Genomic DNA, 12,971 nt, shown 5'->3' with positions numbered 1-12,971 from the left:
CAATGAACACGTAGAGACTTATTTTAATATAGTTCTTATTAGAAAAGGATTATTTTATATAGATTACTATAAGCATCCATAAAGCCAAGGCGCCAATGATAGCGAGCGCTATACGTGTAGATAGTACCCTTAATTCAAAGTCTGTTTTCTTGGAGGGTTCAGGATATGCAATTATGTAGATTCCCTTTAATAATGCAAGCCATGCAATAACCGTTAGGAACCCCTGCCAGTTGAATACCCATACATTATGTAGGATTACACTACCTAACCCTAGGAAAATCGATAGAAAACCATACATAATACCAAATCCTCTGTCTTCAACCACTAATTTTTTCAATTCACGTAGTACCGATGGACGTACGAAAAGTATTCCCGATACGATAACCGTTATCCATCCCCAAAACAATCCTAAAAAAGTACTAGTTTCCATTATTAGTTCACTCCCCTCAATTATTTATATTTCAGATATCCCCCCCTTTAGAACAATTCCAACATCTTTATATATAGGCTAAATTCTGCTCTTTTTTAATACAAACATGGCATATTCTATGCCCATCCTTAATCACCTCATTTCTCTACAAAATGAAATTTTTATATCATTCGTCATCATCTATCCGAATCAACCGAAGTCGCTTTGCACTATTACCGCACACTTTTTCATAGCTTGGAGCTAACATGCACCAAAGCCAATATAATGATTTATTCGCCTTTTCACTAACCTCTAAAATTGTCCCCTCTGTAATAAAATGATCACCTTGATACAATGTATACTCGCTTGTCCCATGGAATCATCATTATTCCCCTCCCTATTAGTTGCGATAGGTAAGACTTTGAAGTTATCTCCATCTTTTCCCCCGCTTAACACTGTACGTGCGACTTTCACCGCATACAGCGTCCCATCTTATTCTTCTATACTAAAGCAACTAGATTACAAACAATGTTGTACTCACCAACGTATTAATTCCCCTTTCTTACGAAAGGTCACATCATCTTACTCGATCCTGTGAGTTACATCTAATTGATTTAGTTTTCAAAGAACAAGACTAGGGACTATCCCTCCACATTCGTTACATGCTTCGCTGGTACTGTGTCCCCACCTTCACAAGAATAAGGCAATTTCGGTTCGTTAGAACCTTATATACACCTGTCTGCTAGTAGGCGTTAGTGACAGTTTCTTGCTTACCACGTTCCGATTGACTTAGCTATACATATATCCTTAGGTGCTTACTTTAAGCCTGTTATCTTTACATCCTCATCGTTAGATGTTCCGAATTTCATACTATTTAATCTTACTTTTCGGTAGATAACGTCGTCATTAACGACATACACATTTCTGATGTATTAAACGTTTAGACCCGTACATTCGCAAGTTCGCCAGTCCATTTAGACATTCTCACCATAGATATTTTGTAGCATCCCGACCTATCCATTACCATATAATTTCTCACTTAGGTTTTGTTCAGCCGACTTCACCTAGCTTCATACAATTTGTGACTACTATCACGCCTTGCATGTAGGAGTATTAGATAAGTAGTTTCAGCTCAACCTGACGGCTTTCATTCCTACTTTCAGTCAATTGGTTATTGTTATCAAATTGATAACCCTCCTATTTCGTGTTTACACACTTATAAGGAAACGTGTCGCGCAAATAGCGTTTTTGTTTCAAATAATGCTCTCATTAATTTGGACGCATTTACCAGTATATTTACCAAAAAATTCATGATATCGTTAACTAGTCGAGTACGTCATTACTTGACGATTACCCTTAGGGGCCCCGCAGACAATCGGGGTTCCTTTTATTTAAATAAGGATTTTGTTTAAACTTTACAAAACTCATCTATATTAAACTATCTTCTAAAATTCCCATTGAACATTTATAATACTTTTAAACGGTTTAAATTCTACAATCAGTAATGGAGGCATTTTAATGGGAAACATCCCAAAAATATCATCACAACAATCAAATCCTAAGATACCCTCACAGCAAGTGAACCCTAACACCCAACAAGGTAATAATAAAAAAACAAGACGCCGTATTATAACTACTTTGGCTTTTATATTATCTGTAATTTTTGTCCTTCAATATTCTCTTAATAACCAACAAGAAATGATTAAAGAAAAACAAATCACGCTTAATACGGAGCAACAAAAATTATCTTCTTTAAAGAAGGATGGTCATTCCCTTAAAAATGATGTTAAAGCTTTAACAGGTAGTGAAGAAGAAATTTTAAAATTCGCAAGGAAACTGTATGGATTTTCCAAACCGAATGAAACTATATTTCAAATAACTGAATAAAATTACACTGCATTACCCAAAAGGCGATTTGACGATAATCGCCTTTTTATATTTAATTTCTTTTTCTATCAAATAACTATTTTGTTTAATTTATTAAAATACAACCGCTTGTCCATTTCACATTGCTCTATCATTACATTTACTATTAGTAATACGATTTTTAGAGGTGATAAAAATGCACGAGTTTTTATATTTTGCTGCACTTAATCCGGGTTCTATTGGACCTACACTTCCACCTGTTCAACCCTTTCAATTCCCTACTGGTCCCACCGGTTCTACAGGTTCTACAGGAGCTACTGGTTCTACAGGACCAACGGGATCAACTGGTTCTACCGGACCAACTGGACCAACTGGATTTAATCTTCCTGCTGGGCCTGCATCTATTACCTTGACTTCTAACGAAACCACAGCATGTGTATCCACTCAAGGAAATAATACTTTATTTTTTTCGGGTCAAGTATTAGTAAACGGTAGTCCTACTCCAGGAGTAGTGGTCAGTTTTTCATTTAGTAACCCTTCTCTTGCTTTCATGGTTCCTCTTGCTGTCATTACCAATGCTTTAGGTAACTTTACCGTTGTATTTCTAGCCGCTAATGGGCCTGGAACAGTAACCGTTACTGCTTCACTTCTTGATTCTCCTGGAACAATGGCTAGCGTCACTATTACCATTGTGAATTGTCCGTAATGGTTTTATTTTTAAGTACTAAGTAATTTTTGATAAGATGAGCACTGATTTACAGTGCTCTTTTTTATCATTGGGATGTTCCTTTCAAATGAAATTTCGTGACACCCTACTAAAATAACGCTTTTATTAAGAACTAATGATCTTTATATTTCTTAAGCTTGTCATCACAAGTAATTTTTATAATTAGTTAAATTCTCAATATAGTTTGTGTATATAATTCCATTCAAAGATACATAATATCCACGTAACTATTTAAAAATACTTCGTTTTTATATCTAAGTTCAAAAAGGAGCTACATAACATGGATAAAAAAAATCTATTAAGTCAACAACTTGATTATGTGTCATCGGATGCGCTGAATACTCCTAGTAAAGCCCAAGAGCAAATGCAAGAAACATCTCAGGAGGCACATGATTCAAACAAAAAGGACAGTACTCAAGCTTTACATGGCGAAGATTTACCAATTTCAGCTGTATATAGAACAACGAACAAACAGTAAATTTAAAAGGGAAAAAATCTTAAGAACCAGTGAACTTAATTCTTTTCCCTTTTCCTATTTAAATAACACTTTTATATGAAACCCGTACACATTTTTGACACATCCACTATCACAATCTCCTGAAAATTCGTGATAATATTAATTTGTCGGATACGCCAAATTTCGACATTGAACGACAATAATATCTCCCTTATTGAATCCCTGTCCCCCAGGGATTTCTCCTTTTATTCATTACTTTTTTCTTCACTAAATTTTCATTCTTAGCAAAATTCAATCACTCCATTGAATAGACAGCCACAGTATCCTATTTTGATAAAAACTAAAAACAAACAGACATACTTAACACTAATAGTAGATTTTTCAACTTCAAATTTACTTTTTCTCTCTTATCTTTTTGTAAACATTAAAAATGAGCTCTATTTACATAGAGCTCATTCGTAATTTTATAGTTTGCTAGACTGTAACCCCTGAATAAACGGAACTACTTCAGGATTTACAAGTGACGATAAATCTCCTAACTCTTTTCCTAAGTAAGCTGCTTTAATAACACGTCGCATTACTTTAGAATTTCGTGTTTTTGGTAAATCTTCTACAACGTGGATGTCTTTTGGACATAAAGCTTTACCAATATGAGAGTTTACTAAACTCATTAATTCTTTCTTTAACTCTCCAGAGAATATTACACCGTCTCGTAATACAACAAAACAATGACAAACTTCACCTTTTACATCGTCCGGTACACCAACTGCCGCTGCTTCTATTACATCATTATGTTTCACAAGAATAGATTCATATTCAGCAGGCCCAATACGTTTTCCAGCAATGTTTAACGTATCATCTGAACGTCCTGTAATGATATATTGCTCACCGTCATAAATGACCCAGTCACCATGAACCCATTTATTTTCAAAACGTGACCAGTATGTGTTCACATAACGCTCATCATCTTCCCAGAAACTTTTCGTCATACCAACCCACGGTTTTTCTAAACATAATTCTCCGACTTCATCACGAATCGGTTTACCTTGATTATCAAGTACAACTGCTGCCATTCCTGGTAAAGATGCGTTAAAACTAATCGGTGCAATTGGCTTTATAAGAACATTACCGAAAATCCCACCAGAAATTTCAGTTCCACCTGAGTAGTTACAGATCGGGACCTTTCCTTTTCCAACTGTTTCAAACAGCCACATCCACGGATCTGGATTCCAAGGTTCTCCTGTTGATGCGAATACTTCTAAACTCTTTAAAGAATGTTTATTTACATACTCATCACCTTTTGCCATTAATGCACGGATTAACGTTGGCGAAATACCGAGATGAGTAATTTCATATTTATCAACTGTCTCCCATAAGCGATCTGCTTCTGGGAAGTCTGGAACACCTTCGTACATAACCATTGTTGCACCATTAATTAAAGAGCCGAATAGTAAAAATGGTCCCATCATCCAGCCCATATCAGTTACCCATAATACGCGGTCGCCTTGTTTTATATTCATTCCAAATCCTGCATCAAATGCAGATTTTAACGGGAAACCAGCATGTGTGTGTACTGTCCCCTTCGGCTTACCAGTCGTTCCAGATGTATATATAAGCATTAATGGATCATCACTGTTCATTTCTTCAGCATGTATAAATGGTTTTTCTTTTTCTAACGTACTCCATGAAAAATCATAATTATGCGGTGTAAAATCATTTCCTGCATGACGAACAATTACCACCTTTTCAACAGTTGGACAATGTTCACAAGCTTTATCTACTTCATCTTTTAATGAAACAATTTTCCCACGGCGTGAAAAGCCATCTGCGGTAATAATCATTTTTGAACCCGCTGCTTGTACACGTGTCATTACTGCATCCGCAGCAAAACCTGAGAATATTGGTGAAATAATCGCTCCAATTTTCATTACTGCTAACATAGCAACAACTGTTTCAGGAATCATTGGCATGTAAATTGTTACACGATCACCTTTTTCAATACCAGCATGTTTCAAACCGTTTGCAACACAGCTTACCCAACTGTCAAGCTCTTCATATGTAAATGATTTCGAAGTTCCGTTTTCCCCTTCATACATAAGTGCTGCTTGTGTTTTCGTTTTATCGTCTGCAAGCCAGCGAGATAAAGCAGATTCTACAACGTTACAAGTTCCCTCAGTATACCACTGTGCAAACGGTGTACCATTTTCTAAATCTAACACTTCTGTATATGGTTTCATCCACTGATAGCCAACTGCTCTCTCAGCTTCTCCCCAAAACCAAGCTGTTTCTTCAATTGACTTATTATAAAAAGCTTCGTAATCTTCATAGCCTAATGATTTCATCCAACCAAATAAACGCGTTTTTTCTTTATATTCTTCTGTTGGAAACCAAACTGCTTGTTTCATGTTTTCCCCTCCTTGACTTTTTGAGCAAGAAAGCCCTAAATAGGGCTTTTAAACTGGATATACAGGATGTTTACGATCCGTGAATACTTGATATTTACTCATATACATTTCGAATCGTCCTTTTAACTCTTCACGTAAATTGTTTGGATGAACAATACCATCAATCACCATCTCAGATGCTAAACGGTAAATATCAATATCTTTCTTATACTCTTCTCGTTTTTCAGCAATAAAGCTTGCACGCTCTTCTTCTGGTAAAGCTGCAATCTTATTTGCATATACAGCATTGACCGCTGCTTCTGGACCCATTACTGCAATAGAAGCTGTTGGTAATGCTAAGCAGCAATCTGGTTCAAACGCTGGACCTGCCATTGCATATAAGCCAGCTCCATACGCTTTTCTAACGACGATAGAAATTTTCGGTACAGTTGCTTCACTCATTGCAGAGATCATTTTTGCACCGTGACGAATAATTCCGGCACGTTCTACTTTTGTACCAATCATAAATCCAGGTACATCTGCAAGGAATAATAATGGAATATGGTATGCATCGCATAAATTTATAAACTTCGCTGCTTTATCAGCTGAATCGTGGAATAATACGCCGCCCTTCATACGCGGCTGATTTGCAATAATGCCAATTGGCTTACCATCAATGCGTGCTAAACCTGTAATTAGTTCTTGAGCAAATAATTTTTTCACTTCAAAGAAAGAACCTTCATCAATAATTCTGTTAATGAGATCTTTCATATTGAAAGGAGCATTTTGATTTTCTGGAATGATTTCTTCTAACGTTTTATCGAACTGTTTCGGTTCTTGAGGTGTAATCAAAGGAGTCTTTTCTAAATAGTTACTTGGAAAATAAGAAATATATTGTCTTGCTTGCGTAATTGCATCTTCTTCTGTTTTACATAAAACATCTCCGCATCCTGATACTGAGCAATGCATACGTGCTCCGCCCATTTCTTCTAAAGTTACCTTCTCACCGATAACCATTTCAGCCATACGCGGAGACCCTAAATACATAGAAGCATTTCCTTCAACCATCATAACAACGTCACAAAATGCTGGAATATACGCACCACCAGCCGCTGAAGGTCCAAATAATAAACAAATTTGTGGCACTTTACCAGATAATTTCACTTGGTTATAAAAGATTCTTCCTGCACCGCGGCGTCCAGGGAACATTTCAACTTGATCTGTAATACGCGCTCCAGCAGAATCAACTAAATAAAATAACGGTACACGTAATTTTTCTGCTGTTTCTTGAATACGTAAAATTTTTTCAACTGTACGTGCTCCCCATGATCCAGCTTTTACAGTCGAATCATTTGCCATTACGCACGCAGTACGACCATGTATTTTACCAGTCGCAGTTACAACACCATCAGCTGGTAATCCAGTTTGTTCACAATTTGCAAATAATGCATCTTCCACATATTCACCATTATCGAATAAAAGAGCCAAACGATCTCGAACAAAAAGTTTCCCTTTTGCTTTGTTTTGTTCATGATATTTCGGTGCCCCGCCTTGCTTAATTGTTTCAACTCGTTCTTCAAATGAATTAGATTGTTGTTTTTGATCTAACATATTTACTCCCCCTTATACATTGGTTTGCGTTTTTCCTTGAATGCCTGTAATCCTTCTAATCTATCTTTCGTATGGATTACGCCCTCATACGCCTGTTTTTCCATTTGTAAGCCGGTATGTAAATCTACTTGAATACCATTTGAAATTGCTTCTTTTGCTAATCGAACGGCAATTGGACCATTATTAGCAATTCGATCTGCAATTTCAATTGCTTTCTCTTCTAGTAAATCAGCTGGTACTACGAATTCTACTAAACCATACTCTTTCGCTTCTTGCGCCGAAATACGTCTTCCTGTATAAATTAATTCTTTCGCTCTACCAATTCCAATTAATCTAGGTAAGCGCTGAGTACCACCCGCCCCAGGTATAATTGCAAGGGAAGTTTCAGTGAGACCTAGACTTGCAGTGTCAGAAGCAATTCTAAAATCACAAGCTAAGCTTAATTCAGTACCTCCACCAAGTGCGATTCCATTTATTGCAGCAATAACTGGTTGTGGTAATTGTTCAACCATCTCCATAGTAGAACGAATCATACCCACAGCATGGCGAACTTGTTCTTCATTCATGTTGGCACGCTCTTTTAAATCAGCACCAGCGCAAAACGCTTTTTCGCCAGCCCCTGTTAAAATAACAACGCGCGTATTTGATTCTTCGTTTATTTGAGTTAATATAGTTTGTAATTCTTCTAATAATGCCAAAGATAATGAGTTAGCTTGTCTTTCACGATTTAACGAAATCTTTACAACATGCGGTGTAACATAGTCAACGGAAATGTTTTGTAATTGTAGCATCTTCTCACCTACTTATCGTTTTATGTTGAAGCGCTCTATACACATGACTCGGTAATTGGATATTTAACTTATTTTGAATAAAATGACTAGCTCTCAATAACTTTTCTTCGTCTATATTTGTTTGGACACCTAACTTATGGAGCATATGTACTAAGTCATCAGTAGCAACATTACCCGATGCTCCTGGTGCATAAGGACATCCTCCCAGTCCACCACAAGAACTATCAAACGTTGTAATACCATGTTCTAAAGACTTAACTACATTTGCTAGTGCCATTCCATACGTATTATGAAAATGCATCGCAAACTGCGAAGCATCATATTTCTTTAATAAATGTTCTAATACTTGCTCTACTTGTAACGGATTCGCTACACCAATCGTGTCACCAAGTGAGATTTCATAAATGCCGTATGAAAATAGTTGATTACATATTTCGTCAACCGCTTCAACACTTATATCTCCTTCATAAGGACATCCAAATACAGTAGAAACATAGCCCCTTACCTTTTTCCCTTCGAATGTTGCTTGTTTTGTTATATCTTCAATTACAGCTAATGCTTCTTTAACTGATTTATTAATATTACTTTTATTATGAGATTCACTTGCTGATAAAAAAACATTCACCTCATCTACATTTTGCAAAAAAGCTCGTTCCAAACCATTTTGATTTGGAACAAGCGCTGCATATGTAACATTTGGATCCCTTTTTAGCTCAGAAAATACATCACTTGCATCTGCTAATGCAGGAACCCATTTAGGGTGAACGAATGAGGAAACTTCAACGTACGACAATCCCGCTTCTGTAAGTAGTTGAATCCATTTTACTTTATCTTTTGTGCCAACAATCTTTTTTTCATTCTGTAAGCCATCACGTGGCCCGACTTCTTTAATGACAGCAAAATTAGGTAGTTTCAATTCGCTTCCCCCTATATCTCCCTATTCAATTTCTAGTAATACATCTCCTTCATTTACAAAATCGCCTTCTTGTACGTTAATTTTCATAACAGTTCCGGCTTCTTCTGAAACGATTGGAATTTCCATTTTCATAGATTCCAAAATGACGACATCCTGCTCTTCCTCTACTGTGTCTCCTACTCCTACAACAATCTTCCAAACATTTCCTGCCATCGATGCATATACTTTCGTCATCATTTTTTCCCCCTTAATATTCATAAATCTTATTTTTTAACAAGTTGTTTCGTTACAAAACCCGTTGTATAAATACCACTTTTGAACACATCATCTTCCAATACTTGTAGTAGCATTGGTGTATTCGTTTTAATACCTTCTACTTTTAACTCTTGCAGCGCATCCTGTAATTTTGAAATCGCTTCTTCACGAGTTTCGCCATGAGCGATTACTTTCGCAATCATTGGATCATAGAAAGGTGTAATCGTTACTTGATTCTCCAAAAAGTGATCAATACGTACATTTGTCGGTAACGTTAGATCTGTAATTTTCCCAGGTGATGGGAAGAATGTTTTCGGATCTTCTGCATAAATACGAGCCTCGATGGCATGACCACTACGTTTTACATCATCTTGTGTAAATGATAGCTTCTCACCATATGCGATAAGTAGTTGTTGTTCAACTAGATCTAACCCAGTAATTTCTTCTGTAACTGGATGTTCTACTTGTAATCTCGTATTCATCTCTAAGAAATAAAAGTTCTTTTGATCATCTACAAGAAACTCCACTGTGCCAGCATTTGTATAACCAAGAGCTTTAGCAGCTTGTACAGCAACTTCTCCCATAGCCTTTCGTGTACCCTCATCTAAAAATGGTGAAGGCGCTTCTTCAATTACTTTTTGATTTCGGCGCTGCACTGAACATTCACGTTCCCATAAATACACTGTATTACCATGTGTATCTGCTAAAAGCTGAATTTCAATATGGTGTGCATCTGCTATATAGCGCTCTAAATACATTTCTCCGTTACCAAAGAAATTTTGCGCTCTTGTTTTATTACTTTCAAATGCTTTGGTGAGCGTTTGCTCAGTTTCCATCAACTGCATTCCAATGCCTCCGCCGCCTGCGGATGCCTTAAGCATTAATGGATAACCAATTTGTTTTGCAATTTCAATTGCTTCTTCAGCAGTTTCAATATTTGTAGTAATGCCTGGAACTACTGGCACATCTGCTGCTTGCATCGCTATACGTGACTCAATTTTACTTCCCATCTTAGTAATGATTTCTTCTGAAGGACCGATAAATACGATTCCTTCTTCTTTACAGCGAATCGGAAAGGATGGATTCTCTGATAATAATCCGTACCCCGGATGGATTGCTTCAGCATTTGTCTTCTTAGCTATTTCAATAATTTTTTCAAGGTTTAAATAGCTTTCTTGGACACGTGGACCGCCTACTAAGTAAGCTTCATTTGCCAATTTTACATGAAGGGCATTTTCATCAGCCTCAGAATAAATAGCAACGGTACGAATGCCAAGTTTTTGACAAGTTTTCATAATGCGAACTGCGATTTCCCCGCGATTAGCAATTAATATTTTTTGAAACATAGTGACTCCTCCTTTTTATCTACATCCTAAATGTCTTGCAATTACGAGACGTTGAATTTCAGAAGTTCCTTCACCAATTTCTAACAGTTTTGCATCACGAATATATCGTTCAACTTCATATTCACGCATATAGCCATATCCACCATGAATTTGTACTGCATGATTCGCGATACGACTAGCTGCTTCAGATGCAAACAACTTTGCCATAGCCGCTTCTTTACCGAAAGGTTTATCGTTATCTTTTAACCAAGCTGCTTTATGTACTAAATTACGCGCTAATTCCACTTCAGTCGCCATATCAGCTAATTTAAATTGAATCGCTTGGAAATTAGAAATCGTTTTTCCAAATTGTTGACGTTCTTTCGCATATTGCAATGCACGTTCAAATGCAGATTGTGCAATACCTACTGCTAATGCTGCGATTGAAATACGTCCTCCATCAAGTGTATATAAGAATTGTTTAAATCCTTTATTTACATCACCAAGTATATTTTCTTTCGGTACACGCACACCATCAAGTACGATTTCACAAGTATTAGAAGCACGAACACCCATCTTATCGTAAGGGCTTGAAATCGTTAATCCTTCACTAGTAGTCGGTACGATAAATGCAGAAATACGTTTTCTACCATTGTCTTCAACACCGTTGATAGCGGTTACAATAATTGTATTTGCATACTCTGCATTTGTGATCCAACACTTTTCGCCACTAATAACATATTCATCGCCATCTAATATTGCTTTCGTTTGTGTGCCCCCTGCATCAGATCCAGCGTTTGGCTCTGTTAATCCGAAAGCACCTAATGTTTTCCCTGACGCCATTGGAACTAAATATTTTTGTTTTTGTTCTTCTGTACCGAAATAATAAATTGGAGACGCACCTAATGAAATTGTTGCAGCATAGCTTAAACCAGTACCACCACAAGCACGACCAATTTCTTCAACTGCTAACGCGTACGATACTGTATCGCCACCTGAACCTCCATACTCTTCTGGGAATGGGATGCCTAACAATCCTAGTTCGCCCATTTTTTGAAATGTTTCATATGGAAACTCTGCAGTTTTGTCATAATACACAGCTTTCGGTGCGATTTCCTTTTCAGCAAAGTCACGTACCATTTCTTTAATCATTTGTTTTTCGCGAGTTAGAGTAAATTCCATTCCGCTACACACCCCTTATCGAATATTGAGTTTCGACAGCGTACGAGTTTCTACTACAAACATTACTTCTTAAAAGACACAAATATTAGTTAGACAATTGCTACAATTCTGTCATAACTTAATTTTAAAACAGATTCTGTACCAATGCACAAAAAAATTCCTACATTGTTCTACAACAACATAGGGTACTTTGTGTCGAAATATGTATTTTTTTGTTTTATAATCTCTATCTTTTTCCGAATCTGAAATTATCACTATCGTTTCTGGGGATGGTTCAAAATATGTTTTTAATAATACTTTTCATCAAATCAAATTGCCCACGATTTTAAAATAGTAATCAAACCGCTAAGTGTTTTTCTCTTCCCTGCATATTTATGAAATACCTCAGCCAATGCTCATGCTATTTTTAAACTGTGTTTTATAATACCTGAAAATATGCCCACATACACTTCAATTTGATAAATAGAGCGGCGTATGCATTAATAACTAATAAAAGATCTTCTCGCGATTTCCAAATACTACCTTTCGCGTTGGTAACATTACATCCTAATTTTTTATCCTTCACCTGGCTATATGCCCTAAATAAAAATCTTTAATCAAGTTATAAATTTAAATGGCATTCATATTTCAATTAATTTGTAACGTTTTAAAATGTGCGATTGTTAAAGAACTTTTAAAGAAATGTTCCCTAATAATAAAATTCGACAATCCACTTTCTAAATCACCTAATTTTAACGTTTAATTTAATCGATTTTTTTCGATTTCATTTCACGTCGTGTAAAAGTACCTTTATCCATTCGACTATTATCTTAAAATCAATCCAATTAAATTCATAAACTATGCGTATACTTACTCCTGCTTTTCTGCTAGCAAACTATCAATGATTTCGTTTTGGAAGTCCATAAAGTCCACTACTTTTCACGTCACTCCAAAGCGTTGTCCGATTCACATCGAGTTCTTACGTTAATTCATCCTGTGGCCTATTGTTGTTTTTTGTCTTAGCTCGTTTAACTTAGCCAATATTATGTTACGCTTCTCTTCTGAAATA

The 12,971-nt window shown here is 36.4% G+C and carries 12 protein-coding genes; 3 read left to right on the top strand and 9 right to left on the bottom strand.

All coding sequences use genetic code 11. The features are described 5' to 3' along the window. Positions 1-49: 49 nt before the first annotated feature. Both EXW56_RS12080 and EXW56_RS12075 read right to left on the bottom strand, forming a co-directional pair. Positions 50-430 (bottom strand): hypothetical protein, encoded by a 381-nt coding sequence (locus EXW56_RS12080; RefSeq protein ID WP_002127497.1) that lies wholly within the window; start codon positions 428-430, stop codon positions 50-52. A gap of 166 nt (positions 431-596) precedes the next feature. Then, positions 597-764: a hypothetical protein gene (locus tag EXW56_RS12075; protein ID WP_215558499.1), complete on the bottom strand. Its 168-nt coding sequence runs from the start codon at positions 762-764 to the stop codon at positions 597-599. Between the two features lie 1,163 nt (positions 765-1,927). Here EXW56_RS12075 and EXW56_RS12070 point away from each other — a divergent pair. The 3 genes from EXW56_RS12070 to EXW56_RS12060 all read left to right on the top strand — a co-directional run bounded on the left by EXW56_RS12070 (position 1,928) and on the right by EXW56_RS12060 (position 3,480). Further along, positions 1,928-2,296, top strand: coding sequence for an FtsB family cell division protein (locus tag EXW56_RS12070; protein ID WP_002200443.1), 369 nt, complete (start codon positions 1,928-1,930; stop codon positions 2,294-2,296). Positions 2,297-2,471: 175 nt separating this feature from the next. After that, positions 2,472-2,981, top strand: coding sequence for an exosporium leader peptide-containing protein (locus tag EXW56_RS27970; protein ID WP_215558498.1), 510 nt, complete (start codon positions 2,472-2,474; stop codon positions 2,979-2,981). Positions 2,982-3,282: 301 nt separating this feature from the next. Then, positions 3,283-3,480: a hypothetical protein gene (locus EXW56_RS12060; protein ID WP_002110011.1), complete on the top strand. Its 198-nt coding sequence runs from the start codon at positions 3,283-3,285 to the stop codon at positions 3,478-3,480. 443 nt (positions 3,481-3,923) lie between these two features. On the opposite strand, the gene EXW56_RS12055 is transcribed toward EXW56_RS12060, so the two are convergent. From EXW56_RS12055 to EXW56_RS12025, 7 genes are read right to left on the bottom strand one after another with little or no spacing between them, the layout of a single operon-like run. Beyond that, the gene (locus EXW56_RS12055; protein WP_215558497.1) at positions 3,924-5,864 is read right to left on the bottom strand and encodes an AMP-binding protein; all 1,941 of its coding nucleotides are present in this window, start codon (positions 5,862-5,864) and stop codon (positions 3,924-3,926) included. A 48-nt stretch (positions 5,865-5,912) separates the two neighbouring features. After that, positions 5,913-7,454, bottom strand: a complete 1,542-nt coding sequence (locus EXW56_RS12050) for an acyl-CoA carboxylase subunit beta (protein ID WP_002017014.1) — start codon at positions 7,452-7,454, stop codon at positions 5,913-5,915. 2 nt (positions 7,455-7,456) lie between these two features. Then, complete coding sequence (locus tag EXW56_RS12045) at positions 7,457-8,245, bottom strand: enoyl-CoA hydratase (protein WP_215558496.1); 789 nt, start codon at positions 8,243-8,245, stop codon at positions 7,457-7,459. A 4-nt stretch (positions 8,246-8,249) separates the two neighbouring features. Beyond that, positions 8,250-9,161, bottom strand: a complete 912-nt coding sequence (gene mvaB, locus EXW56_RS12040; protein ID WP_078181593.1) for a hydroxymethylglutaryl-CoA lyase — start codon at positions 9,159-9,161, stop codon at positions 8,250-8,252. Between the two features lie 21 nt (positions 9,162-9,182). After that, positions 9,183-9,398 (bottom strand): acetyl-CoA carboxylase biotin carboxyl carrier protein subunit, encoded by a 216-nt coding sequence (locus EXW56_RS12035; protein ID WP_001985297.1) that lies wholly within the window; start codon positions 9,396-9,398, stop codon positions 9,183-9,185. 26 nt (positions 9,399-9,424) lie between these two features. Next, positions 9,425-10,762, bottom strand: a complete 1,338-nt coding sequence (locus tag EXW56_RS12030; protein WP_002200449.1) for an acetyl-CoA carboxylase biotin carboxylase subunit — start codon at positions 10,760-10,762, stop codon at positions 9,425-9,427. Between the two features lie 15 nt (positions 10,763-10,777). Continuing rightward, positions 10,778-11,923, bottom strand: a complete 1,146-nt coding sequence (locus EXW56_RS12025; protein ID WP_002110003.1) for an acyl-CoA dehydrogenase — start codon at positions 11,921-11,923, stop codon at positions 10,778-10,780. Positions 11,924-12,971 lie beyond the last annotated feature (1,048 nt).

Origin of the sequence: Bacillus mycoides (genome assembly GCF_018742245.1) — a bacterium.
Classification (GTDB): domain Bacteria; phylum Bacillota; class Bacilli; order Bacillales; family Bacillaceae_G; genus Bacillus_A; species Bacillus_A cereus_U.
The sequence above is the reverse complement of the archived record's forward strand: the minus strand, read 5'-3'. Positions and strand labels throughout refer to the sequence as shown.